This window comes from Corynebacterium sp. MSK047 (assembly GCF_030232285.1).
Lineage (GTDB): Bacteria > Actinomycetota > Actinomycetes > Mycobacteriales > Mycobacteriaceae > Corynebacterium > Corynebacterium jeikeium_D.
In genome coordinates this window covers 60,220-85,569 of sequence record NZ_JASPJI010000001.1, presented here as the reverse complement: position 1 = coordinate 85,569, position 25,350 = coordinate 60,220, and the positions used below count along the sequence as shown (strand labels likewise).

Genomic DNA, 25,350 nt, shown 5'->3' with positions numbered 1-25,350 from the left:
GGCAATCTTTTCAGCAACAACTATCGATTCTGCTGAGCTAATTAGAGTATTTTGCTGAGAGTTTTTCTGGGTACTGTGTTTTAATCGCGCCCCTGATAGTCAAATACCGGCAGCGACCAGCCACGCCAAAGCGCCGCTAGTCGAATGAACAGTGCGGACAGCACCGCACAGATGATGTTGATGTTCTCGTGCAGGCCAACCATGTCGAGCACGTAGTAAAGCGTCGCCGCGACGACTGCGATGGAGGCATAGAGCTCCTTTTGAAACACCAGCGGGACGCGGTCACACATCAGGTCGCGGAGCACACCTCCAAACGCACCGGTAAGAACGGCGCCGACAATAGCGATGATGACGCCGTGCCCCATTTCCATGGCCACGCGGGCACCAATGATGGAAAACGCCGACAAACCGATTGCGTCAGCGACCAAGAACACGACCCGGAAGTGCTTCATCAGGAAGTCGGCCAACAGCACCGTGATCAGTGCTGCACCGACAATAACCAGCAAATATTGTGGGCTTGCAACCCACACCAACGGATAGTGACCGAGAATGACATCGCGCAGGGTACCGCCGCCGATAGCAGTCATGCACGCAATTGTTGAAACTCCAAAGAGATCCATGCGCATTCGACCGGCCGCTAGTGCGCCGGTGACGCCTTCAGCCGTAATTCCGATGACCCAGAGGATGTGGAGCAGCATGATAAGAAATATAAAGGACTTCGCCCGAATCGGTAGAACTATAGGCTAATATCCCGCAATCTTCGCCCCCTCGGCTCGGCCCGCTTCATTGCTTCCCGGCTAGCCCTGATCGCGAATCTCCAGCACCGGAATCGAGCGACGAATCCGCTCCACCTCCGCTATATCCACATCGGCCACAAGCAACTGCGGGTCGTAGCCCGCCGAGGCAATAACTCCGCCGTCCGCATTGACCAACATGGAGTGCCCCGCGCCGGTCGGCCCCTCATCTTTCCCCGCGGCCTTCGCCCCACCAGGCCGGGCTGCATCGACTGCCGCAATCACACAAGTGCTATCCAGTGCGCGTGCCGACACCAGCGTCTGCCACTGCCTTACCTTGCCCGGGCCGTCATTCCACGATGCAGGCAGCGCGATGACCTCTGCGCCCAGGTTGGCCAGTTGAATGAATTGCTCCGGGAACCGGATGTCAAAGCATGTCGCAAGACCGAGGGCGACCGACGATCCGTCGGCAAGCGGGACATCACAGACCACGTGCGCGTTGCCCGGCGCGACAGTATCCGATTCGCGAAACCCAAAAGCGTCGAAGAGGTGGAGTTTGTCGTAGAACTCGACACCGGGGCCGTCCTCATCACGCCAAGCCAGAAGCAACGAATTGAAGACGCGGTGCATCGTCTTACCGTCGCGCTCCACTTCATCTGCCGGCCGGAACATGCCGACCACCACGCTGATTCCGGCATCGTGAGCGGCCTGCGAGACCTCCGCTACGAACCTATCGCTGCTGGACTCCGCCACGACATCCAGGCGACCGGAATTGAACGCCTTCATCGTGGCCTCGGGGAAAACCACCAAATCGGCGTTGTCCTGTGCTGCCCGCGCGATAGTCACCTTCACCGCGTCCAGATTCTCTTCAACCGACGCTGACAATTCCAACTGAGCCAGTGCAATACGCATGCCTAAATGCTACCGACTACCCCGGATTGACCGCCCTGAAGTTATCCACAGCGCGGCTTCCTGCGTTGCTTCCGCTCAGAGTTATCCACAGTTCGCTGAAGATGGTCTTCCGCTGCCTTTCGCCACCCAGCAGAATCAAAAACATGGCCGAACACATCACAGTCAACCCAGCTCAACTATCCACCTTAAGTCGTTCCTACCAGCAGATTTCCACTCGTATTGATGGTCTTTCCACCATCGTCGCAGCTGCCCCGGGAAGCGCCGAGCTCACCTCTGCCCTGCCCGGCTCACGGATCGTCCCCGCTGCCTCCACTACTTGTGGAAAGTGGTCGGAATCATTGCTTGCTGCGTGCACAAACATCGACGTTATTGCGCAGGCTGCCGATGCCCTCGCTGTCAGCGCTCTCGCGCACGAGCATGACCAGTCCGCCGCCTTGGAAAAGCTGTCATGGTCACGGTAGGCGAAGCGCTGCTGTGGCGTGTGGATTCGCTGGAGACGCTTGCCCGGGCACTGCGTTCCGGGGCGCGCGCCCTCGCCGATTCCGCCGACAGTTCCCAGGCCGCACTCAACGCGCTTTCAGAGGATGACTTCGCCGGCGACAACCGCAGCGCCGCCGAGGTTTCTGTCACCCACAGCTCCACGCGTCTGCGCCGAAGCAGCGTCGCGCTCGAACGTCTCGCCGCCTGCTGCAGCGACACCGCCGCCATGCTTAACGACGTCATCCGCGAACTTACCGACGCGGTAAACCAGGCAACCAACCTGGGGTTTCAGGTGAACCTGGTTTCTGGTGCGGTGACTCCGCCGGAGGGCATGCTGTCTGCGATTGCGCGCAGCCTCGTTCATCCCAAAATTCCTGCCGGGCCTTTCACCATGGCCGAATGGCGTGCAACCTCGCAGCTGCGGATTCAGTCGGCTTTGGCTGAGCTCAACCGACTCGATGAGAAGGCGGCGGGCGCAATCTCAGCTCTTTCACCACTGGTGGCAACCGGAGCTAGCGGCTCGGGTAGATTGCAGCCATCGCAGGCTGGCAGCGGTACTGGCAACCCTGCTGACAGAGGGCTTGACGGTGGTTGGGACTTGGAATTTGGGAGCGGATTGACTGGGGCGTATTCGAGTAGACCGCTATCGGAGATAGACGCTGCCATGTCCGCTCGCGCTCGGGCTTTGGGGCTGCCTCCTGGACAACTATTGGAGTCCTCGCCTGGACATTCTGCGATTGCGTTCGGTGACGTTGAGCGAGCATCGACTGTGATTACTCTCGTCCCCGGCACCAGCTCTAGCGCGGAGGACGCTAGCAGGCAGTTCGAGCGCGTAGCCGCGACCTTCCACGCCGCCGGTGAAGATCCGGAGGATGTGGCGGTGGTGTTGTTTTCCTATGACGCGCCGCCCGACCTCCGTGAGGCCATACGCACCGAGTATCACAATTTTGCCGCTGAGCGGCTGCAGCATTTGCAAGCTGGTTTGATTGAGCGTTCCGGTGGTGTCGATAGTGGTGACACTGCGATTGCCGGTGGCCTTACTAGCCACGGCACGTCTTCTACTCAGCGGCACGTTGTTGCCGGCTATAGCTATGGGGCGACGGTGGTCTCGCAGGCTTCCCTTGGTAGTGGCCTCTACGCGGATAGGGTGCTGCTCATAGCTCCGCCAGGTGTTGGCCCCGGACTGGAGCGCGCAAACGACATGAAACTACTCAAGCCGGACGGAACAGTCCGACCCGAAAATGAGAATAGCCACCGTGTGGCAGTGGCGACGTCCCCGATGGACCCCATTCGTATTCCTGCCGAACTGGGGATTCATGGGAAAAACCCAGCGGATAAGGATTTCGGCGCGTACACACTCAACCTGAGTGAGCGTGGCCTGTCCATGCGAGATTTGACCGATTTCATGGTCACTCCCGTGCAGGATATTCCTCAAAAGTATCGGCACGTTCAGGGCAACCCGCACATCGAACACTACTTTGACGACGAAGTTTTCACCCGCGAGACCAACCGGTGGCTAACTGACAGCTGACCGGTGTCTCAGATCAGCGGTTGCTAATCCACGGCCAAAATTAACAAGCCAAGAGAAAACGGACTAACCAGCCAACGCTGCTTAGTCCGTTCAATCAGCCGTGTGGGATTATCCTTCCGCACCGCGGTTGTCTTTGTGCCTACGTCGTGTGCGCGGCTCCCACATCACCACTGCCGTAGAGCGTGGGACGTGAACCAGTTCGCCTCGCGAACGACGAGCCTGTGCCTTTGCTTGATAGAGCTGCTCTCGCAGTTCTGCATTTTCCTGCTCAAGCGAATCCACCCGCTCAGTCAGGTCGATGATGGCCTTAATACCGGCCAGGTTGACGCCGTCTTCCTGACTCAGACGCTGAATCTCACGCAGCAGCGCCACATCGCGTTTGGTGTAGCGCCGACCTCCGCCGGAGGTTCGCTGCGGAGTTACCAACCCGAGTCGGTCATAATTACGCAGCGTCTGCGCATGCATGCCCGCGAGATTCGCGGCTACGGATATGACATAGACCTCAGTGTTGTCGGACATTATTTCGCACCTGCCCAACCCTCACGAGGATTGAACCCACTGGCACGTTCCGCTTCGACGTAGGAGCGCAATGCCGAAGTGGCATTGTCGTCCAAATTGGTCGGCACCTTCACACGCACGGTTACCAACAGGTCACCCGGAGTGCCATTGCGCTTCGGGATTCCTCGACCGCGCACACGCAGTGTTCGGCCATCGGCTGTGCCAGCCGGGACACGCACGCGAATCTTGTCACCCAACGTCGGCACAGTAATAGTGCCGCCGAGCGCGAGCTCGCCGAAGCTCACGGGCACCGTGACCTCAAGGTCGTTGCCGCTGCGGGTGAAGACTTCATCCGGACGAACATGAACGGTGACAAAGAGGTCACCGGCCGGACGCCCCCGCAGTCCCGCTTCACCTTGGCCCGCAAGACGGACCTTCTGGCCGTCCACCACACCAGCGGGGACGCGAACGGTGATGGTACGACGGCGGGTGGTCACACCGGTGCCGTTACACTGCGAGCAAGGGTTCTCGATGCGAGTGCCCTGGCCACCACAGTCAGCACACGGACTGGAGAAGCCGAAGGCCCCCTTTTGCTCCTTGACATATCCCGAACCATGACAGGTGGTACACGTCACCGGTGAGGTTCCCGGCGCTGCACCCGAACCATTGCAGTTCGTGCATGGCGACGGGTTGGTGAGCTGCAGCGGGATGGTGACACCTTGGGCAGCCTCGCGGAAATCGAGCGTAATCTCTGTCTCCACATCCGCACCACGGCGGGCCTTCTGCCGCCCGGCAGCACCAGCGCCACCATTGCGGTTTACGAAGCCGCCCAGGAAATCACCTAGGCCACCTGCACCACCAGCATTGCCACCGAATCCGGCACCTCCGCCGAAGAGATCCGACACGTCGAAGTCGAATCCACGTGCACCGGCAGCACCGGCTCCGCCGGCACCTGCGGCACCGGGGAATCGGAAACCACCTGCGAGAGCTGCACGCAGCTCATCGTATTCGCGGCGCTTGTCCTCGTCACCGACCACCGAGTATGCCTCGGAGATTCGCTTGAACTTATCTTCAGCGGCCTTGTTACCCGGGTTCTTATCCGGGTGGTTCTCCCGGGCTAACTTGCGGTAGGCCTTTTTAATCTCGTCGAGTGACGCAGACTTAGAGACGCCCAAGTCAGCGTAATAGTCCTTATCTGCCCATTCCCGTTGAGTCATGGTGCATCTCCTCCTTTCAGAAAAACTAATTCAAAGAAATCTGCGTCACTTGTGTCTCCGCTACTGCGGATCGCCGATGATTACCATCGCCGTACGAATGACACGGTCATTAATTCGGTAGCCCTTGCGCAGCACATTGGCTAGAACCTTGTCATCCCCTTCGGAGAGATCCTGGACAGCCTCGTGGATGTCCGGGTTGAACTCCTCTCCTGCGGCACCAAATTCCTCAACGCCCTGTGCGGTCAGCACGCCGCGGAATTTATCCGCGAAAGCCTTCAGCGGGGTGCCGTCTGCCAAGTCGCCGTGCTCTTCAGCCCGGTCGAGGTCATCAGCCAAAACCAGCAGTTCTCCAGCCAGCTTTGCCTTCGCCTGTACGCGCTCGGCTTCACGGTCTCGGTCAACTCGACGACGGTAGTTTGCGAACTCCGCCGACAGGCGCTGCAGGTCCTCCGTGCGCTCATCCAACTCACGCTGGATGGCTGCAACTGGGTCTGCAGCTTCCTCCGCGGCGGTGTCGCCGGCGGCATTTTCGGTCGCCGGCTCCACGTCGTCGTCAAGCTTGGCCTGCTCGAAGACCTCGTTGACCTGATCGGCCAGGTTGGCCGGCTCCTCCGGGGTGGGCTGGTTTCCCTGATCCTGGTCAGTCATTCTTACTTGTCCTTCTCGTCCTCGTCGACGACCTCAGCGTCAACGACGTTGTCGTCAGCGTCAGCGGCCTCAGCACCCTCGGCTGCGGTTGCACCCTCAGCTGCCTGAGCCTCGTAGATAGCCTTACCCATCTCCTGGCTCTCGGTGGACAGCTTCTCGACGGCGGACTTGATGGCCTCGATGTCGGAGCCCTTCAGAGCCTCGTCGACTTCCTTGGCGGCCTCTTCAACGCGGTCGCGGATGTCCTGGGAAACCTTGTCCTCGTTCTCCGATGCGAACTTGCGGGTCTGGTAAGCCATGGACTCAGCCGAGTTGCGGACTTCCTGCTCCTCGCGGCGCTTCTTGTCCTCGTCAGCGTGCTTCTCAGCGTCCTTGATCATCTGGTCGATCTCCTCCTTGGAGAGGCCGGAGCCGTCCTGGATGGTGATCGTGTTTTCCTTACCAGTGCCCTTGTCCTTAGCAGTGACGTGGACAATGCCGTTGGCGTCGATGTCGAAGGTGACCTCAATCTGCGGGACACCACGCGGTGCCGGAGCGATACCGCCCAGCTCGAAAGAGCCCAGCAGCTTGTTAGCTGCAGCCATCTCACGCTCGCCCTGGAAGACCTGAATCTGAACGCTCGGCTGGTTGTCTTCAGCAGTGGTGAAGGTCTCCGAACGCTTGGTCGGGATAGTGGTGTTGCGCTCGATCAGCTTGGTCATGACACCGCCCTTGGTCTCAATACCCAGCGACAGCGGGGTGACGTCGAGCAGCAGCACGTCCTTGACCTCACCGCGCAGAACGCCGGCCTGCAGAGCAGCACCAACTGCGACAACCTCGTCCGGGTTAACGCCCTTGTTCGGCTCACGACCACCGGTCAGTTCCTTGACCAGCTCGGAGACTGCCGGCATACGGGTGGAACCACCGACCAGCACGACGTGGTCAATGTCGGAAACCGAAACATCAGCGTCAGCAATGACCTGCTGGAACGGCTTACGAGTGCGGTCAAGCAAATCAGAGGTGATGCGCTGGAACTCAGTACGGGACAGGGTCTCGTCCAGGAACAGCGGGTTCTTGTCAGCATCAACGGTGATGTACGGCAGGTTGATAGATGCCTGCTGCGAGGAGGACAGCTCAATCTTGGCCTTCTCAGCAGCCTCACGCAGACGCTGCAGAGCCATCTTGTCCTTGGTCAGGTCAATGCCGTTGCTGGACTGGAACTTCTCAACCAACCAGTCAACGATGCGCTGATCCCAGTCATCGCCACCGAGCTTGTTGTCACCAGCAGTTGCGCGAACCTCAACAACACCGTCGCCGATCTCCAGCAGGGAGACGTCGAAGGTACCGCCACCGAGGTCGAAGACCAGAATGGTCTGCTCCTTGTCGGACTTCTCCAGACCGTAAGCAAGTGCAGCAGCAGTCGGCTCATTGACAATGCGCAGGACGTTCAGGCCAGCAATCTGACCCGCTTCCTTGGTTGCCTGACGCTCAGCGTCGTTGAAGTAAGCCGGAACGGTAATAACCGCATCAGTGACGTCGTCACCCAGGTAAGACTCAGCGTCGCGCTTCAGCTTCATCAGCGTACGAGCGGAAATCTCCTGCGGAGTGTACTTCTTGTCATCAATCTCGATGCTCCAGTCAGTACCCATGTGGCGCTTGACCGAACGAATAGTGCGATCAACGTTAGTGACAGCCTGGTTCTTAGCGGACTGGCCAACCAGGACCTCACCATTCTTTGCAAATGCAACCACCGACGGAGTGGTGCGCGAACCCTCAGCGTTCGCAATCACCTGAGCCTCGCCGCCCTCGAGGACGGAGACACAGGAGTTCGTCGTACCCAAGTCAATACCAACAGCGCGTCCCATGATGAACACCTTTCTAGAAGAGTAAAAGAATTGCCCTTAAGTCTTACGCGCTCAAGTCTGCATTGCCGTAGAAAATCTGTCAAGCAAACTTGAGTGTGTCCGACTCAATGTTTGTCATGCTGTGCAACGGACTATGGGGCAAAGTTATTCCCACCCAACTCAACTTTTCTAGAAAAACCTCCATCACCCCAGGTCAACTCGATAAAAGATTTTTGTAAAACTATGTTCTAAAGCTACTCGCGGTAGCCGACAGCGCAATTTTCTATACAAAATCCTGTCTTCGGCCTCCAGGGGGAATTTCTTAGCACTAGCCCTGGGAACTTTCCTGCAAAGCGAACCGACTAATCCCCTGACGTGTTTTGCAGCCACCGGCTCATCAACAGGCCATGCCCTTTGTTACCCCCCCATGACCTGCCACCGAATCAGCCCTGGCGGCTCCACTGATACATGTCTAACTTCTCCCCACTTACGGGGCGATTGAGCCAAGAATTCATCCCACTTTTTAGGAGTTTTTCGTGCCTCAGAATGCACAGCGACACCATTTCCCCTTTTTCCGTGGGCTCGCAGTAGCGTCGGCAAGCGCCGCACTAACCCTCGCCTTCCCTGCCATTGCATCCGCACATGTGCATGCAACCCCGTCGTCTGCCCCGATTGGCGGCTACGCAGATCTGGCTTTCGGGGTCGGCCATGGCTGCGACGGTTCGCCGACGACGAAGGTCGAGTTCACCATCCCGGAGGAGTTCGAAAAGGTTACGCCGAACATGAACGCGAACTGGGATGTCACGAAGGGGTCGACCGGCTCTGGCGAGAATGAAAAGGTGCAGAAGGTCATCTACACCGCAAAGACTCCACTGCCGTCGGACCTGAAGGATTCTCTGACGCTCAGCGTGAAGGTGGCTGATAATGCAAAGCCGTCGACGGTTGAGGTGCCGACGCTGCAAACCTGTGAAAAGGGTTCGATGAACTGGGCTGAAAAGGACCACGATAGCGATTACCCGGTTCCAACCGTGGAGCTGATTGAGAAGTCGGCAGACGATGAACATAGCCACGGTCACGACCACAGCCACAGTCATGGCACCGGCGAGACAGAGCACGGCGATAACCACTCGGGCAACGTGGAGCATTCCGCAGCTACTACCAGCGAGGACTCAAGCAGCACGCTTGGTGGCTGGGGCCTGGGACTCGGCCTCGTGGGCGCACTGACCGGTATTGCCGCATTGGTGATTTCACTGCGTAAGCGAGGTTAAGACCACAGGCGGATTGCCACTCGGGAATCCGCCTTCACCGCGGCACTGCCGCCCATGCCTTCACAGAGCTCACCCCATGCGAGCACATAGAGCCGGCCGATCTTGACAATGCACGCCGGAGGATAATCCGTGCTGTCGGCTCGTCGTTTCGGTCGACGCAGTGAACGGACAATGCAAAGCTCTCAAACAATGACGGCTGAATCACGCATCTAGGCTCGGATTGAGTTAGGCGAAGCTTTATGGCGTATTCGAAAACCGTTCGAAGGCAGTGGGAGGATTACACTGGCAAAACAGCAAAAACTCGAGCTGGGAACCCCGTCCCATCCTTTGGCTTCGGCCAGGAGGCAACCACGAGAGCCCCCGTTTCCGGCACCTGGTCGAGCCCAGCCAGAAGTTCAATCTGCCATCGGTCACGCCCTAATAGATAGAGTTCCGTCGGCAAGCTGCCACCATGAGCCACGATGCCGGGGTCCGTATCAGTGGTCTCGTGCCCAATCGCCACAACGCCACGGTTGTCTATCAACCATTCGACAACCTCAACGTTCCATCCTGGGTAGTGAGTCACGCCCTCTTCATCCGCATTGGCCATTGCCTCAGCGTCAGGCCACCGCTTTGACCAGTCACTGCGAAATGCGACAAATGCACCGCCCGGAATCAAACCATTGCGTTCCTCCCACGCCTCGACATCAGCAATCGAAGGGGAGAAATCATTATCCCGAGCGACTTCAGCAGTGAAATCTAGGACGACCAAAGGCAGGATCATCTGCTCGACGCCAATATTGTCAAGAGTTCTCGTCTCTTGGACGAAATGCACAGGCGGATCCACATGCGTACCCCACTGGCCAACAAACTGATACTGGTCGATTTCAAATCCATGCTCAGCAACGGTGAAAAGCCGTGTTCGCTGTTCGTCGGGAAGCGCAGGGAATTTCGGCTGACCGGCGTGAAACGCGTGAGTCAAGTCAACATAGGTGTGGTTTTCCCGAAGCTTGCGAGCAATGTCCCATAGTTCGTGCGTGTTTGCGGTGTTCTTGTTCGACATAAAGCGAAGTATATAGACAAAGCTGTCTAGTTAGCCAATATGGCCACCGGCACATCGAGCACTAAAAGACACCAACTCGCCCCACCCTGCACCTATCAGCTCAAACAGCCTGACGACACCCGCTACCGCAGGTACCCTCGCATACAGGAAAGACTTTTCAAGCCGCAGCCACGTTCTTCAGATTTTGGAATTGCGGGCTACATACACAACTTTCACCAAACTCAAGCCATCCCAAAGGAGTATCTAATGACCACCTACGAAAACATCCTTACCGAAACCCGAGGTCGCGTCGGCATTATCACCCTGAACCGCCCGAAGGCACTGAACGCCCTGAACCACAAGACCATGGAAGAGATCGGCGCAGCAGCCACCGCTTTCGACAACGACTCGGGAATCGGCGCGATTATCATCACCGGCTCCGAGAAGGCGTTTGCCGCAGGTGCGGACATTAAGGAGATGGCGGACAAGTCCGGCACCGAGATGTATGTCTCTGACTGGTTCGCACGTTGGGATGTTCTGACTTCCGTCCGCACTCCAGTTATCGCCGCCGTCAACGGCTACGCCCTGGGCGGTGGCTGCGAGGTCGCTATGATGGCGGACTTCATCATCGCTGGCGCTAAGGCCAAGTTCGGTCAGCCTGAGGTCAACCTCGGCATCTCTCCGGGCATGGGCGGCTCGCAGCGTCTCACCCGCGCAATCGGCAAGGCTAAGGCAATGGAGATGTGCCTCACCGGCCGCATGATGGGTGCCGAGGAAGCTGAGTGCGCAGGTCTGGTCGCCCGCGTCGTCGAGCCGGACGCGCTTCTCGACGAGGCCCTGAAAGTCGCCGACACCATTGCGTCGAAGTCTCTGGTTGCCACTACCCAGATTAAGGAACAGATCAACCAGGCCTACGAAATGACGCTGTCGCAGGGACTGCTCTTTGAGCGTCGCACCTTCCACTCCCTGTTCTCCTCCAATGACCAGAAGGAAGGCATGGCCGCTTTCACTGAAAAGCGCGAGGCAAACTTCACCAATTCCTAGAAACTGCTAGTTCACAGTCGACGGGACTGCCAGCCACAGAGCCGAGTTGTCGGCGGCAGCATAGGTGTCTCGTGCACGCGGTGTGTGCGTTGGAGAAGTCACAATGACAGCAGCACGAACGCCACGGGCTCCCGATCCTGCAAGGTATGCAGTGCCTGCCGCGTTTTCAACGGTGGAGTCTGAGTTTGTTTCCATCGTGATTCGTCGCTTCCACACTCCCATAGATGCAAGCGCATCACGCATGTACTCAGCCTCAGTCTGGCAGCCCGGCTGAGTACGACCACCCGTGACGACGACCGGGTTAAGCGGATGACGCAGCGCCAGCGAACGTGCAGTTTCCAATCGGGACGTCAAAACAGCAGGAGCACTGCAGTCGGGATTAAGACGGGCCCCGAGCACAATAATCGGCACCTGAGGATCAAGTAACGCAGTCTCCGCAGCTGCACGTCCGACCGGGGACACCACCACTGGAGTCACAAGCGAGCTATTGAACGCCTTGACTGCGACCGCACTGACCGGATTGGCGTTTGCCACTACACCCGAGCCAAAGACCGCACTCGCAGTAAGAATAAGGCCTGCTCCAGCCATAGCGATTGCACGGAAAGATCGCGCCATTAAAGTCCCTCTCAAGAAAAAGTGGCACGGAGAAATCCACACTCCACATGCCATTTAGAATCAGGCGGATAAATCCGCAGTATCACGCTGCTAATACTAGGCGCTACACAAAATGGCGCCTACATAAGAATTACGCGGGGGTGGCCAGGCACTCTCTTCGCCACCAAAATAGCACGCCGCGTACCAGGTAAATTGCGGACGTAGAGGCTTTTAAATCCACTTGGGATTCATAAAAGTGAGTTACATTTAATGACTTTTTCGTTAACTGCCAGCAAATCCCGGGATCCAATAGCAAATTATCCACCAAAGCACAGGTACAGAAGTCACTATTGTTATTTATGTTAAGAATGTAACGCATGTGAATACATGTCTGCTTCAGTCAATTTTCGAAGGCCAACACACCACCGAGCACCCCCTCCGTCTCGCGACACAGTCCCGCCCCGACACTCCGGCACTACCCCCACAATGCGTCCGCAAAACATCGAATCGGCAACACTCGACAACTACATACACGCAACGCCGCCGCCACTTCCGCCCATAAAAGCGTGACGACGAAAGTGTCGCGCGCCGTCGTTAAGCGAAGGCGTTAAAACCCGTCGAAACCCTCTCGAATAAAACAACGATTTTTTTGCGTAATTCGTCAAATAATCGCTGGTTACACCGTGTATCGATGAATTCAGCACTATTTTGCACATTAGTTAGGTAAGCGTCCGCGGCTCGTGATAGAACTCACAAGAGAACTATTTTCACTCAGCCATCACCCTGGCTGAGCCAGCCTAGAAGGAACATTATGAGCGTGCTCAACCTCGCCGCGGCGACGGCTGACACGGGAATCCCGGAATCTACCGGATTCACCGTGGCAGTCGGCGTTATTGGCGTCCTGTTGTCCCTGCCCTGCTGGTTCATCTTTATCAAGGGATTCACCCACATGGTGAAGACCATCATGGTGGGCCAAAAGACCTACGGTCACACCGGTGAATGGGGAACCCGTATTTGGACCATGATCCGCGAGATCATCGGTCACACCAAGATGGCCAAGAAGCCCGGCGTTGCTGTGGCTCACTGGTTCGTCATGGTCGGCTTCCTCCTCGGATCGCTGGTCTGGTTCGAGGCGTACATTCAGACCTTCTGGCCGGCCGGTGGTTGGCCAATCCTTCGGAACCTGACTGCCTGGCACTTCATCGACGAACTGCTCGGCCTGGGCACCACCCTGGGCATCCTGGCGCTGATTATCGTCCGCCAGACTAACCTGGGCAAGGAGCGCCTGAGCCGCTTCTACGGCTCTAACGCTGGCGCTGCCTACTTCGTTGAGGCTGTCGTCCTCATCGAGGGCCTGGGCATGATGTTCGTCAAGGCCGCCAAGCTGGCTACCTACGGCGACCACGGCGACACTGGCGCTGAGGTCTGGAACTGGGCAAACTTTGTCACCGGTGGTATCGCACAGGTCCTGCCGGCCTCCGAAGTCATGGTCTCCATCTTCGCGCTGATTAAGCTGCTGTCCGGTATGGTCTGGCTCTTCGTTGTCGGCCGCAACCTGACGTGGGGTGTCGCATGGCACCGCTTCCTGGCATTCGCCAACATCCTGCTCAAGCGCAACGCTGACGGCTACAACGCACTCGCTGGCGCTAAGCCGATGACCTCTAACGGCGAGATTCTGAACCTGGAAGAGGCTGACCCGGAGGTTGACTCCATGGGTACCGGTGTGGTCACCGACCACTCCTGGAAGGCTCTGCTGGACTTCACCTCTTGTACTGAGTGTGGTCGCTGCCAGGAGCAGTGCCCGGCCTGGAACACTTCCAAGCCGCTGTCTCCGAAGCTGCTGGTTAACCAGCTGCGTGACCACGCTTACGCTTCCGCTCCGTACCTGCTGGCTGGCGAGACTATCGAGACCGCTCGCGAGGGCGAAGGCGCTGGCGCAGCACTCCTGACCAAGCCACTGGTTGGTGATGGCGACGAGGGCATCATCGACCAGGACGTCCTGTGGTCCTGCACCAACTGTGGCGCCTGTGTCGAGCAGTGTCCGGTTGACATTGAGCACATCGACCACATCGTCGATATGCGTCGTTACCAGGTTCTGGTCGAGTCGGACTTCCCGACCGAATTGGCTGGCCTGTTCAAGAACCTTGAAACCAAGGGCAACCCGTGGGGCCAGAACGCTTCCACTCGCGCCGACTGGATCAATGAGGTCCGCAAGGAAGGCGTCGTTGTCCCGATTTGGGGCGAGGATGTCGAGAGCTTCGACGACACCGAGTACCTGTTCTGGGTCGGTTGTGCCGGTGCCTACGACGACAATGCGAAGAAGACCACCAAGGCTGTTGCAGAGATGCTTTACACCGCCGGTGTGAAGTACGCTGTGCTCTCCCAGGCTGAGGGTTGTACTGGTGACTCCGCTCGCCGTGCTGGTAACGAGTTCCTCTTCCAGATGTTGGCTGAGCAGAACATCGAGCAGCTCGACGAGGTCTTCGACGGTGTGCCGCCGAAGCAGCGCAAGATTGTCGTCACCTGTGCGCACTGCTTCAACACCTTCAAGAACGAGTACCCGGAGCTGGGCGGACAGTACGAAGTTGTCCACCACACCCAGCTGCTGAACAAGCTGGTTCGTGCTAACCGCCTGCAGCCGGTTGCTTCGGGTCAGGGCCGCCAGGTCACCTACCACGACCCATGCTTCCTGGGCCGCCACAACAAGGTATTCGAGGCTCCGCGTGAACTGATTGGCGCGTCCGGCGCCAACCTCGTCGAAATGCCGCGTAATAAGAACACCGGCTTCTGCTGTGGTGCTGGTGGCGCTCGCATGTGGATGGAAGAGACCATCGGTCAGCGCATCAACGTAAACCGCACCGAAGAGGCTGTCGGAACCGGCGCTGAGGCAATTGCCATCGGCTGCCCGTTCTGTAAGACGATGATGAACGATGGCGTCAACAACGTCATCGAGGACGACGAGAAGAAGCCGGAGGTCCTGGACATCGCCCAGATGCTCCGCGACTCCGTGAAGGTCGACGGCGAGCTGCCGCAGGCACGCGAACCGGAGTGGATTGAGCAGCCGGAGCGTGGCTGGGTCGATCCAAAGAAGGCTGAAGAGGAAGAGCGTCAGCGCCTCGAGGAAGAGGAAGCTAAGCGCAAGAAGGCTGAGGCTGCCGAGAAGAAGAAGGCAGAGAAGGCATCCGCTGCCGGCGCTGGTGCCGCAGCTGCTGGTGCTGCTGCAGGCGCTGCTGCCAAGGGTGGCGCTCCGACTCCGGGTGGTGCTCCGAAGCCGGGTGGTGCTCCGAAGCCGGGTGGCGCCAAGGGCGGCGCACCGACCCCAGGTGGTGCCAAGAAGGGCGCTCCAGCTCCAGGCGGTGCTCCAAAGCCAGGCGGTGCCAAGGCCGGCGCACCAACTCCGGGTGGCGCCAAGAAGGGTGCTCCTGCTCCGGGTGGCGCTCCGAAGCCAGGCGGTGCCAAGGCCGGCGCACCGGTTCCAGGTGGTGCAAAGGGCGGCGCCCCGACCCCAGGCGGTGCCAAGAAGGGTGCTCCAGCTCCGGGCGGCGCTCCGAAGCCAGGCGGTGCCAAGGGCGGTGCCCCGGTTCCAGGCGGCGCTAAGAAGGGCGCTCCAGTTCCGGGCGGCGCCAAGGCCGCTAAACCGGCCGCGCAGGCAGAGCCAGCAGCTGCAGAAACCGAAGCTCCGACTGAGGCTCCGAAGGCAACGAAGGGCGCTCCGATTCCGGGTGGCGCACGCAAGGGCGCTCCGGTTCCGGGTGGCGCTAAGAAGGCAGCTCCGGCCGCGAAGCCGAAGGCCGAGAAAACCGCTCCCTCCGAGGAAGCCGCTGCTGAAGTAGCGGCCACCGAGTCCGAGCAGCCAGCAGCTGAGCAGCCGAAGACCGCATCCGGTGCTCCGGTTCCGGGCGGCGCACGCAAGGGCGCTCCAATCCCAGGTGGCGCACGCAAGGCCAAGCCAGTCGCTAGCACCCCTGCCCCGGCAGCAGAGGAAACCGAAGCTCAGGAGGCTCCTGCTCAGCCAGAGGCAGAGCAGGCTCCGGCGCAACCAGAGGTTACCGAACAGCAGTCGGCGGAAGATGCCACCTCCACCGAGCAGGCCACTGAGACCCCAGCCGAGGAGACGCAGGCGCCGTCGGCAAGCGCTAAGAACCTTCCGCGCAACCAGCACGGAGTTCCGCTGCCAGGATCGGCGCGACGTAAGTAGCGCTCGCTAAGTAAACAGGAATCCGCCCGAGAGGTTATTCTTCCCGGGCGGATTTTTTGTGCTTTACGACGACCCCTGCGCCACGGCATTAATCATGCAAATGGCACTCTCGACCGCACTGACAATATATTGATTACTGCATCCCGTTAGAGATGACCGCGTTGTGGTGTGGAAAGAGGTCTTGGCGTAGTGATTAAGAAATCGCTGTCACAGATAAGGGACTTTCTGAGGACTCCGGGGTCAGTGGAGATGGTCATTGCGCTGGTTCTCACGGCTCTCGATGCGCTAATTTTCCGCGAGAGCAACTCTGATCTGTTGTTGCCGACCATTATCGGTGGCCTTCAGGTCATTCTTGTTGCTGTGGCGACCTATCTGCCACTTTTTGCCATGGTGGTTGTCCCAGCGAATTTCTTGGCATTGACTTTCCTTCCCACAGAGCAGGCTCCAATGCAGATTTTCTGCGCGCTTCTCATCGTGGAAGTGATGCGTGCTAACAACAACAAGATGCCGGCGAGAATCACTGCGTTGCTCTTGTTGGTGATCTCAAACTACGACGTCAACACAAGTACTTTCGCACGCGACCATGTCGCGACCTTTGTGACAACACTACTTTTTGTAATTGCCTACGCCATCGGCATGATGCGCAGCCGCTACAAAGAGCAACGCCGGCGGGCAACGATTGAATCTAACCGCGCTCTGGAAGAACAACGCCTTGAGTTGGCGACCGTACTGCACGACTCCACCGCCAAGTCCTTTACTCGCGTAACCATGCTGGCGCAGGCGCTCGCCATCGAGCGAGAAGGGACCGATGAAAAACTTGAAGAATCCCTGGAAGACATCGCAGAGACCTCCCGAGAAGGCCTGCTACAGCTTCGCCAGTTGCTTTCCCTGCTGAAATCCGCTGACGACGAGAGTTCTTTGACCTCAGCTATCGGCCAGGATGAGCGCGTTCCCAGCATGAACAAGGTGCTCCAACAGGCCAAAGATGAACTACAGGAAGCTGGGTTTAACGTTTCGCTGGCCACGAGGATCGAAACCGAGCCCTCTTTGACGCAGATTTCAGAGGTTATCTCGCCGGCGCTGTCGGAGTTCTGCACGAACATTCAGAAGTACGGCGAACCGCAAACGAACGTTCACATTCTGGCGCTGAGCAATGAAGAAGATGGCTTCACGCTCGACATCAGCAATCAGATATCGAAGGCGCTACCGCATTTTCTGCCGCGGGCGATGCTCTCGAGCGGTTTGGGGCTTTCCTCACTGCATCGGCGAGTGCGACCGTGGGACGGTTCCATCACGTCAGAACGAGAAGGAAATGTGTGGAATTGCAAACTCCACATGCCACCTACCAACCAGTAGGTTACGCTAGCGTAAGATTGATGTAGTAGCCGCCTGTGACGAAGATATCTCTCGAAAAGTCCTGGTTAGCGTAGTAATATCACACGATGACAGATATTGTTCGGTTTTTATAACTTCTATGAAAGGTTCGCGGATGTCTGACATTAAGGTTCTCATTGTCGACGACGACCCACTCGTACTCTCGACGCTGCGAACCTATTTCAAGAAGGCACCGCATATCACCGTGGTCGATGAAGCCAGCGATGGCCACGAGGCTCTCAACATTATTGCCCGCGGTGGCGTTGACGTAGTTTTGACCGATATTCATATGCCCAACATGGACGGCGTTGAGCTACTTGAGCGCATTAAGAAGGTGGAGAATCCACCGAAATTCATCGCTATCACCTCATTTGATACCGATGAAACAATGCTGAAAATCTTGAGTCTCGGCGGAAATGGCTACATTCTCAAAACTGCCCGCCCGGAATCTGTCATTGGCACCGTTGAAGATGTCTTCCAGGGTGGCACCGTCATCTCGCCGATTTCTGCGACTCGGCTGATTAAAACTCTGCCGTCCCGCAACATTTCCTCGTACAAGATCACTCAAGCCGAGCGAGAGGTTCTCGGCCTAATCTGCCGCGGTAAGTCAAACCACGACATCGCCAAGGAACTCGGCAAGTCGCCGGGCACTATCAAGAAGCACCTCTCCAGCATGTTCAATAAGTTTGGAGCTACCTCTCGCCTGGACCTGGCGCTGAAAGCAATAGACGCAGGCTTCCACCCGCCGGCATCCGCTGCCGCAGAATAACCAGGGGCTCTGAGATTTGGCCGGTTAGCGGCTCTGAATTGAGCCTTTGCAGGCCCGAGATAGATAGCAAAAAGGGGCATATTCACTTTCGCGAATATGCCCCTTTTACCCGTGCTGAGTGTGGAGAGAGAACTGTGTAACTACTGGATCGTCACCTCGACATGTCGCTCGCGCGGAGCCACACCGAAGTAGCTGCGCCCAATTGGCTCCCACGTCTTCGAGTTGGCGTTGCAGCGAACTGTCTGTCCGGCGAACTCGTCAACCAGGAATCCCCAGCTCAGACGACCAGTTTCACCCTTGCGCACTTCGTATGGTCCGATCTTCTGCCCGAGGCTCCAAACCATCTCTCGGGAGTATTCCCAGGAGTACTTGCGGTTGAGCTCCTTGCTGACCTTCACACTGACAGAGATATTGGTCCACCACTTCTTGGTCTTGGACTCCTTGATGGTCTGCGTCAGCGGAATCGGCTCATCACCGATGTCATTCTTCGTAGAGACAACGCCCTCAACGTCGTAGCGAGAGCCGGTGATTTCCACGAACTCAGCCACCGAACCCGGAGCTTCACAAGTGGTTCCCGGTGCCGGACCGCGGTCAACTGCCGCCGGCTTGGGCACTGGTACCCACTCCTCCGGCGCGAACGGTTCACCGGCTCCTGGATTCGGGGCGGCCACCGCTGTCGGAGCACCGAGTCCGAGCGCAAAGACCGTCGTCAAGCACATGGCGACAACACGCTTTTTCATAACTGCTCCTAGTCGTTAATCGTGGCGGATGCCGGGCCGCCGTCACCGGAGTTACCGCTGACAGGCGCCCACTGCTGACGGTGCTCGCCCTCCTTGGTGGTCTTGTGCCAGACCACGAAGCGAGTCGACGGCCCCTTGCCGTTGTACTCACCGAAGTAGGGCTCACCGCGCCACAGGCCGGTCTTCTGGTCACAGGTGCGAACACGGCCAATGAAGGACTTCATGTGCACGCCGTAGTCTGCGCGAACGGTCTCACCGGGGTTGACGGTCACCGGGCCCAGCTTGTCGCCAACCGACCACTGACTGACCTCGACGATGCCGTACTTGTTCTTCACCCCGTGGAGGAACACGTCCCACATATTTCCGGAGCTCATGGCCTTTACGGACTCGTTGACTCCCTCTGTCACCTCGAGGGTGTACTGAATCGGGCGGTCGGTGCGGTTGGTGAATGAGTTAGTGCCGTTGTAGCGGTCCCATTCGTCGGTAATCCACTGTTCCCAGGGGTGACGCTTGGCATCCTTGACCGGGTCACACTTATCCGTGTTGGTGAAACCGGTGTGGTGCTCATCTTGGTCAGGGGTCTGGGTCAGCGGGGTCGCCGCGGCCTGTCCAACGATGCCTGGTGCAAGAAGACTTGCACCCATCACCGCGCAGGCCAGGGCCTTCTTTTTCAGGCTCAACATGGAGAAACTTCCTTCTGCTTCGAGGTCTTAAAGAGGCTCAGCCCGTCTTAGACGGCGTACTCCTTGACCTGCGGAGCAGCACCGTCGACGGAGCGATCAGCTTCGTTGGCGCGCATGGAAACGCGAATGTGACGCTCCTTCGGGATGGTGCCCCAGTACGGACGACCCGCGTCAATCCACTTTCCGCCCTTACAGGTCAGGTGAGTACCTTCGAAGGACTGATTCAGGAAGCCATACTCCAGAACACCGGTGTAGCCAGGCTTGACTGGGTACGGGCCGAGGGTCTGGCCAACCTCCCAGGTCTGAGTGGACTGGTAGCCGGCGCTAAAGGTGACATGGAAGAGCTTGAGCAGGTCGAAGTCGACCGAACCGCCGACATTCCAGGACTTGGTCTTGCCCTCCTTCAGGGTCTGGGTCAGCGGCAGGTCGGTGTCGCCGTAGTTAGCGACAGTCGCAGTACCTTCGACCTCGAACTTCGAGCCGGTGATCTTCAGGGACTGGCCGGACTGGCCTTCAACGGAGCAGGTGCCACCGACGGTGCCCGGGGTAGGGGCTGGGGCAGCTTCGGCCACCGGGGCGACAGCCAGCGAGGACATGGTAACCAGGGCTGCAATGGAGCCGGAGAGCAGGGTCTTCTTCACGGCGAAATCCTTTCAGGATGTGACGAGCAACTCGTAAGGAAATACTTGAACTGACACCTGCAAAGGTAAGTCGAAATTCAGCGTTTTGTAATGGAAAATTTTCGACTGGCTTTACGACGGCCGCAGCGATTATCCACATAGCAAAAATGGAATCCCACCGATTTCTGCCACGCGAAAATACGACATCTAATTGACCTTGACCAGCAATTATGGGCGCAACAATAAGATTTCGACGATCAATTTAAACGCATTAGAACTACGCCTTTTGAACCAATTCAAAAATGCCTCGGTCGGCCACTTGGTACTAGACAATCAACATTTCGGCCACTAGCCCACCTACATAAAGACACCAGAGAGTAGCCGAATGGCCACCCCCAGGCGCGGGCGGGTAGAGAGACCTCCACACTTCACACTCTTGATTAAATAGTTATGATTTCTTTATTAATCACTGGCGAAGTCCGGCAGTCCACAAAGCCCTGACACTTTGCCGAGGCAGATATCTTTCGGAGTACTACCTAATGTTTCGACGCACTTCCGTTCTTGCTACCACCATTGCATCCGCAGCACTTTCCCTGAGCGCGCTGACCGGCGCCCCGACCGCTACCGCAGCACCGACAGCTACGACCAGCAGCGACGACCTGCAGGTTAAGGAATACGCTCTTTCCGATACCTTCTCTTGCGACTACTACAACCTCCCGTGGTGCCGCTAAAGAGCGCTGACCCCCTACCCCTCCTCTGCCGCCCCTTCACGTGAGCGCGGCTACTTCGCGGTGCCGTCGAGCCCCTCTAGCAGTGTGGCAAAATCCGTGACGTTAGTATCCACCCGCGTGTTTGTACTGCGTCGATGGTTCGGCTCGCTGACACCCTGACTCCTCTCGTTGACCCCGCCCGCTGAATGCGCCGCACCCTTTTCTTCAGCTTCGTTCCCAAAATCTGGACCAAAACCGACTACGGCCGAGCGAACACCGACAAGGTACTCGGCAAGCTCACGAGCTGCACGCACCACGCGATTATTCATCTCCGCGCCGGACACTCCGCCGGCGCCATTTCCGGCACCATCGCCAGCACCAAAGTCCTCAGTGGCTGCAAATACAGCAGTCGGCATAACCGTGCCGCGCAGGTAGCTAAACAGCGGACGCATCGCATACTCCAGCACCAACGAATGTCGTGCTGTGCCAGCCGTCGCAGCAATAATGACCGGCATAGAAGTCAGCGCATCCTTATCCAGGGCGTCGAAAAACATCTTGAACAACCCCGAGTAAGACGCTGCGAACACCGGGGTCGCGGCAATCAATCCATCAGCACCGCTGACAGTCTCGAGGGCGGCGCGCAATTTTTCGTCGTAAAGCCCTGTGGACATCACAGTGCCGAGGCTGACAGCGAGTTCGCGCAGCTCGACGTACTCAATTTGGAGCCCCTCGCCACGCTTGGAGACCTGCGCCTCGACGGCCTCCGCGATGCGGTCGGCAAGGATGCGCGTGGTTGATGGATCGGAAACACCAGCACTTACGACGACGAGCTTTTTCACTGCTGATTCCTTTCAGCCGGGCGGACGAGAAGGTGCGGGGAATCTACGCCTTCGGCAACCAGCGAGGCATGCGTCGGCGGGTCGGAAGGCACGTGCGCCGGGCGGCGGCGCTCAAACTCTTCACGCAGGACCGGAACGATTTCGGTTCCCAGGATTTCAACCTGCTCCAACGCCATTTCCAGCGGCAGGCCGGCGTGGTCGATGAGGAAGAGCTGTCGCTGGTAGTCGCCAACGGCATCTGCATAGCCCAGGTAACGTTCGATAATTTGCTCAGGCGTGCCGACGGTCAGTGGAGTGATGTTCTCGAATTCTTCCAGAGATGGCCCATGTCCATAGACCGGGGCATTGTCGAAGTATGGGCGGAAAATCTCCTTGGCCTTCTTCTCCGTCTCAGCGGCGAAGACCTGACCGCCAAGCCCGACGATTGCCTGATCAGCAGCACCATGACCGTAGTGCTCAAAGCGCTGGCGGTAGAGATTGACCATGGCTGTGGTGTGCTCGATATTCCAGAAAATGTGGTTATGGAAGAAGCCGTCCCCATAGAAGGCGGCCTGCTCAGCAATCTCAGTGGAGCGGATTGAGCCGTGCCACACGAAAGGTGCTACACCGTCGAGCGGGCGCGGTGTGGACGTAAAGGACTGCAGCGGAGTGCGGAATTGACCTTGCCAATCCACATTCTCCTCACGCCAAAGAGTGCGCAGCAGGTGATAGTTCTCGATGGCCAGCGGAATTCCCTTGCGAATATCCTTGCCAAACCACGGATAAACCGGCCCGGTGTTGCCGCGGCCCATCATGAGATCAATGCGACCTTCGGAAAGGTGCTGGAGGTAGGCGTAATCCTCGGCGATGCGCACGGGGTCGGTGGTGGTAATCAGCGTTGTCGAAGTCGACAGAATCAGATTTTCGGTCTGTGCTGTGAGGTTGGCTAATAAAATCGGCGGATTCGCCGGTGCCACAAACGGTGGATTGTGGTGCTGGCCAGTAGCAAATACATCGAGGCCGACCTCTTCGGCCTTCTTCGCTAGGGCGACAGTTGCCTTAATTCGCTCATGTTCAGTAGGGATTTGTCCAGTCGTGGGATCTTTTGTGACGTCGCCAATTGTAAAAATTCCGAATTGCATAATTCTCAATCCTAAATAGCAGTTGTTGACATGTCAACGCCTGTTATGCTGGGCATAAGCACTTAAAACGACTCCATATGAACCGCCTCCAACCAAAGGAGCCTCGCCCGGCCATGACAAAACCCCGAACCGATCGCCCGACCGGATGTGCGTTACTAAAAATTATCCGGCATTTTCCTAGAAATTTGTTGACACATCACCACAGCCCTGGTTATAGTTGACATGTCAACACCGGAAGTTGGTTCCGGCGGACAAAAATACTTCGAAAGATTCGAAACACTTTTTAACTTTTAGGAGATTCACCATGGCTCTTCAGTCTGGCAACTACGTTCTTGATACTCAGCACTCCACCGTTGGCTTCAACGTTCGCCACGCAATGATTACTAAGGTTCACGGCCAGTTCGACGAGTTCGAGACCGCTATTACCTTCGACGCTGACAAGCCGGAGGCATCCACGGTCAAGGCAACCATTCAGGCGAATTCCATCAACACCAACAATGAAGAGCGCGACAACCACCTGCGCTCGAAGGATTTCTTCGGCACCGACGAGAATCCGACCCTCGAGTTCGTCTCCACCTCCATTGAGCTCCAGAGCGAGGAGAAGGCCACCGTTACCGGCGACCTGACCATGAATGGCGTTACCAAGCCGGTCACCCTGGATGTCGACATTTTCGGCTCCGCTGAGGACCCGTGGGGCCAGACTCGCGTTGGCTTCGAGGCAGCTGCCAAGATTGACCGCACCGACTTCGGTATTGAGTACAACGCACCGATTAAGACTGGCGGCATCCTGATTGGAAACGAGATCTCCCTGCAGATCGACGGCTCCGCAGTTAAGCAGTAACTAACAGCCGAAACCCCAGCACTCAGAACCCCAGAAAGCGTCCTGCATCCTCATGCAGGACGCTTTTGCGCAATCAATGTGCAATTAATCTGCCCCCGCTGTGAGAAAAGCATGGTGCGGGAGCAAAAAAGTGGCATGCTTAGACAGGTGAGTTCCAGTAAAGACACTTCCCAGGGCACCGAAACCACCAACGAGACAACGCAGGACGCTCAGGCTGCGCAGGCCGCTCAGGCCGAGCAGTCCCGTGCTGCCCGTGTTGCCGCCCGTCGTGGAAACATCAGGGCACCTCGCCGCACTCCACTGGAGACACTGGACCAATCCTCCAAGCTGCAGAACGTCCTCTACGACATTCGCGGTCCGGTGACTACTCTCGCCGAACAGATGGAGGCCGACGGCCACCGCATCATGATGCTCAACACCGGCAATCCGGCAAAGTTCGGCTTTGATGCACCTGACACCATCGTGCAGGACATGGTCCGCGCCCTCCCCCACGCACAGGGCTACTCCGAGTCCAAGGGTATTTACTCCGCACGCCGTGCCGTCGTCACGCGCTATGAGATGGACCCGGATTTCCCCCGTTTCGACGTCAACGACGTCTGGCTGGGCAACGGCGTCTCCGAGCTGATTTCCATCACCACGCAGGCGCTGCTCAACGAGGGCGATGAGGTCCTCATTCCAGCTCCGGATTACCCGCTCTGGACTGCAGCAACCACCCTCGCCGGCGGCAAGGCCGTCCACTACACGTGCGATGAGGAGAATAACTGGGCCCCGGATGTCGAAGACATTCGCTCGAAGGTGACGGATCGCACGAAGGCGATTGTCATCATCAACCCGAACAATCCGACCGGCGCGGTCTACACACGCCAGACGCTCGAAGCCATCGTCGATATCGCTCGTGAGCACTCACTCCTGCTGCTTTCCGACGAAATCTACGACCGCATCCTCTACGACGATGCAGAGCACATTTCCACTGCCTCCTTGGCCCCGGATTTGCTCTGTATCACCTTCAACGGCCTGTCCAAGACCTACCGTGTGGCCGGCTACCGCGCGGGCTGGATGGTGCTGACTGGCCCGAAGCGCCACGCAGAGGGCTTTATCGAGGGCATCAACTTGCTGGCCAGCACCCGTCTATGCCCGAATGTCCCTGCTCAACACGGCATTCAGGTGGCACTTGGCGGCTACCAGTCCATCGAGGACTTGATCTTGCCAGGCGGTCGCCTGCTGGAGCAGCGCAATGTCGCCTACGAGGGACTGACCTCAATTCCGGGCGTAAGCTGCGTGAAGCCGATGGGCGCCATGTACGCATTCCCGAAGCTGGATCCGAACGTCTACGAAATTCACGATGACGAAAAACTGATGCTCGACATCCTGCGTGAAGAGAAGATCCTGATGGTCGGCGGCTCTGGCTTCAACTACCCGACGCCGGATCACTTCCGGATTGTCACCCTGCCATGGGCACGCGACCTGAAGGAAGCTATCGAGCGCCTGGGCAACTTCCTGGTCAGCTACAAGCAGTAGCAGTACTTAAGGTTGCGCATGCTGCTGGTTCTGCCCTTCTCACATATCGATGCGCTATTCACTTATGGACACACTGGAGCGCATCGATGAGTGAGTATTGCATCGATAGGTGGGCCATAGCGCTGATGACCACGGCCCGGCGCGCCGGAATGGCGGTACGCCTTCCG

General features: G+C 57.9%; 23 protein-coding genes. 10 read left to right on the top strand and 13 right to left on the bottom strand.

The window, feature by feature from the left end; all coding sequences use genetic code 11:
- Positions 1–80: 80 nt before the first annotated feature.
- Together QP981_RS00320 and QP981_RS00315 are read right to left on the bottom strand one after the other, a co-directional pair.
- A complete protein-coding gene (locus QP981_RS00320) occupies positions 81–698 on the bottom strand; it encodes a trimeric intracellular cation channel family protein (protein ID WP_016421558.1) in 618 nt (205 codons plus the stop codon).
- Positions 699–797: 99 nt separating this feature from the next.
- Positions 798–1,646 (bottom strand): carbon-nitrogen hydrolase family protein, encoded by an 849-nt coding sequence (locus QP981_RS00315; protein WP_049193760.1) that lies wholly within the window; start codon positions 1,644–1,646, stop codon positions 798–800.
- A gap of 143 nt (positions 1,647–1,789) precedes the next feature.
- Between QP981_RS00315 and QP981_RS00310 the strand changes: the two genes are divergently transcribed.
- Positions 1,790–2,107, top strand: a complete 318-nt coding sequence (locus tag QP981_RS00310; protein WP_150963407.1) for a hypothetical protein — start codon at positions 1,790–1,792, stop codon at positions 2,105–2,107.
- Entirely contained in the window at positions 2,095–3,657 is a 1,563-nt protein-coding gene (locus QP981_RS00305; protein WP_187404895.1) for an alpha/beta hydrolase, read from the top strand. Before QP981_RS00310 ends, QP981_RS00305 begins: the two co-directional genes overlap by 13 nt.
- 108 nt (positions 3,658–3,765) lie before the next feature.
- Here QP981_RS00305 and QP981_RS00300 read toward each other — a convergent pair whose 3' ends face one another.
- The 4 genes from QP981_RS00300 to dnaK are packed head-to-tail and all read right to left on the bottom strand — an operon-like array spanning position 3,766 to position 7,864.
- Positions 3,766–4,176, bottom strand: a complete 411-nt coding sequence (locus QP981_RS00300; RefSeq protein WP_070601024.1) for a heat shock protein transcriptional repressor HspR — start codon at positions 4,174–4,176, stop codon at positions 3,766–3,768.
- The gene (gene dnaJ / locus QP981_RS00295; protein ID WP_005511752.1) at positions 4,176–5,372 is read right to left on the bottom strand and encodes a molecular chaperone DnaJ; all 1,197 of its coding nucleotides are present in this window, start codon (positions 5,370–5,372) and stop codon (positions 4,176–4,178) included. Before dnaJ ends, QP981_RS00300 begins: the two co-directional genes overlap by 1 nt.
- A gap of 60 nt (positions 5,373–5,432) precedes the next feature.
- Complete coding sequence (grpE, locus tag QP981_RS00290) at positions 5,433–6,020, bottom strand: nucleotide exchange factor GrpE (RefSeq protein WP_126108218.1); 588 nt, start codon at positions 6,018–6,020, stop codon at positions 5,433–5,435.
- Positions 6,021–6,022: 2 nt separating this feature from the next.
- Positions 6,023–7,864: a molecular chaperone DnaK gene (gene dnaK / locus QP981_RS00285; RefSeq protein WP_048734453.1), complete on the bottom strand. Its 1,842-nt coding sequence runs from the start codon at positions 7,862–7,864 to the stop codon at positions 6,023–6,025.
- 515 nt (positions 7,865–8,379) lie between these two features.
- On the opposite strand from dnaK, the gene QP981_RS00280 reads away from it, so the two are divergent.
- Positions 8,380–9,111 (top strand): YcnI family protein, encoded by a 732-nt coding sequence (locus tag QP981_RS00280; RefSeq protein ID WP_284857222.1) that lies wholly within the window; start codon positions 8,380–8,382, stop codon positions 9,109–9,111.
- A gap of 277 nt (positions 9,112–9,388) precedes the next feature.
- Here QP981_RS00280 and QP981_RS00275 read toward each other — a convergent pair whose 3' ends face one another.
- Entirely contained in the window at positions 9,389–10,153 is a 765-nt protein-coding gene (locus QP981_RS00275; RefSeq protein ID WP_049171735.1) for a cyclase family protein, read from the bottom strand.
- Positions 10,154–10,399: 246 nt separating this feature from the next.
- On the opposite strand from QP981_RS00275, the gene QP981_RS00270 reads away from it, so the two are divergent.
- The gene (locus QP981_RS00270; RefSeq protein WP_049193758.1) at positions 10,400–11,176 is read left to right on the top strand and encodes an enoyl-CoA hydratase; all 777 of its coding nucleotides are present in this window, start codon (positions 10,400–10,402) and stop codon (positions 11,174–11,176) included.
- A 6-nt stretch (positions 11,177–11,182) separates the two neighbouring features.
- On the opposite strand, the gene QP981_RS00265 is transcribed toward QP981_RS00270, so the two are convergent.
- The gene (locus tag QP981_RS00265; protein WP_016421568.1) at positions 11,183–11,791 is read right to left on the bottom strand and encodes a YdcF family protein; all 609 of its coding nucleotides are present in this window, start codon (positions 11,789–11,791) and stop codon (positions 11,183–11,185) included.
- A 790-nt stretch (positions 11,792–12,581) separates the two neighbouring features.
- Here QP981_RS00265 and QP981_RS00260 point away from each other — a divergent pair.
- From QP981_RS00260 to QP981_RS00250, 3 genes are all read left to right on the top strand, one after another.
- Positions 12,582–15,968: a (Fe-S)-binding protein gene (locus QP981_RS00260; protein WP_284857223.1), complete on the top strand. Its 3,387-nt coding sequence runs from the start codon at positions 12,582–12,584 to the stop codon at positions 15,966–15,968.
- Positions 15,969–16,217: 249 nt separating this feature from the next.
- Entirely contained in the window at positions 16,218–17,324 is a 1,107-nt protein-coding gene (locus QP981_RS00255) for a histidine kinase (protein ID WP_284857260.1), read from the top strand.
- 133 nt (positions 17,325–17,457) lie between these two features.
- The gene (locus tag QP981_RS00250) at positions 17,458–18,111 is read left to right on the top strand and encodes a response regulator transcription factor (protein WP_016421571.1); all 654 of its coding nucleotides are present in this window, start codon (positions 17,458–17,460) and stop codon (positions 18,109–18,111) included.
- A 140-nt stretch (positions 18,112–18,251) separates the two neighbouring features.
- On the opposite strand, the gene QP981_RS00245 is transcribed toward QP981_RS00250, so the two are convergent.
- The 3 genes from QP981_RS00245 to QP981_RS00235 are packed head-to-tail and all read right to left on the bottom strand — an operon-like array spanning position 18,252 to position 20,175.
- Positions 18,252–18,851 carry a hypothetical protein gene (locus tag QP981_RS00245; RefSeq protein ID WP_005511781.1) on the bottom strand — a complete coding sequence of 200 codons (600 nt, stop codon included), beginning with the start codon at positions 18,849–18,851 and terminating at the stop codon, positions 18,252–18,254.
- Positions 18,852–18,859: 8 nt separating this feature from the next.
- Positions 18,860–19,534, bottom strand: a complete 675-nt coding sequence (locus QP981_RS00240) for a hypothetical protein (protein ID WP_005511744.1) — start codon at positions 19,532–19,534, stop codon at positions 18,860–18,862.
- A gap of 47 nt (positions 19,535–19,581) precedes the next feature.
- Entirely contained in the window at positions 19,582–20,175 is a 594-nt protein-coding gene (locus QP981_RS00235; protein ID WP_187404899.1) for a hypothetical protein, read from the bottom strand.
- 518 nt (positions 20,176–20,693) lie between these two features.
- On the opposite strand from QP981_RS00235, the gene QP981_RS00230 reads away from it, so the two are divergent.
- Positions 20,694–20,885 carry a hypothetical protein gene (locus QP981_RS00230; protein WP_005511778.1) on the top strand — a complete coding sequence of 64 codons (192 nt, stop codon included), beginning with the start codon at positions 20,694–20,696 and terminating at the stop codon, positions 20,883–20,885.
- A gap of 50 nt (positions 20,886–20,935) precedes the next feature.
- On the opposite strand, the gene QP981_RS00225 is transcribed toward QP981_RS00230, so the two are convergent.
- Positions 20,936–21,703 carry an FMN reductase gene (locus QP981_RS00225; RefSeq protein ID WP_187404900.1) on the bottom strand — a complete coding sequence of 256 codons (768 nt, stop codon included), beginning with the start codon at positions 21,701–21,703 and terminating at the stop codon, positions 20,936–20,938.
- Positions 21,700–22,824, bottom strand: a complete 1,125-nt coding sequence (locus QP981_RS00220) for a CE1758 family FMN-dependent luciferase-like monooxygenase (RefSeq protein WP_187404901.1) — start codon at positions 22,822–22,824, stop codon at positions 21,700–21,702. The genes QP981_RS00225 and QP981_RS00220 overlap by 4 nt, the downstream gene beginning before the upstream one ends.
- 304 nt (positions 22,825–23,128) lie before the next feature.
- Here QP981_RS00220 and QP981_RS00215 point away from each other — a divergent pair, with 304 nt between their 5' ends.
- Positions 23,129–23,665, top strand: a complete 537-nt coding sequence (locus QP981_RS00215; RefSeq protein ID WP_187404902.1) for a YceI family protein — start codon at positions 23,129–23,131, stop codon at positions 23,663–23,665.
- 147 nt (positions 23,666–23,812) lie between these two features.
- On the top strand, positions 23,813–25,183 hold the full coding sequence (locus tag QP981_RS00210) for a pyridoxal phosphate-dependent aminotransferase (RefSeq protein ID WP_502869775.1): 1,371 nt from the start codon (positions 23,813–23,815) through the stop codon (positions 25,181–25,183).
- Positions 25,184–25,350: the final 167 nt, after the last annotated feature.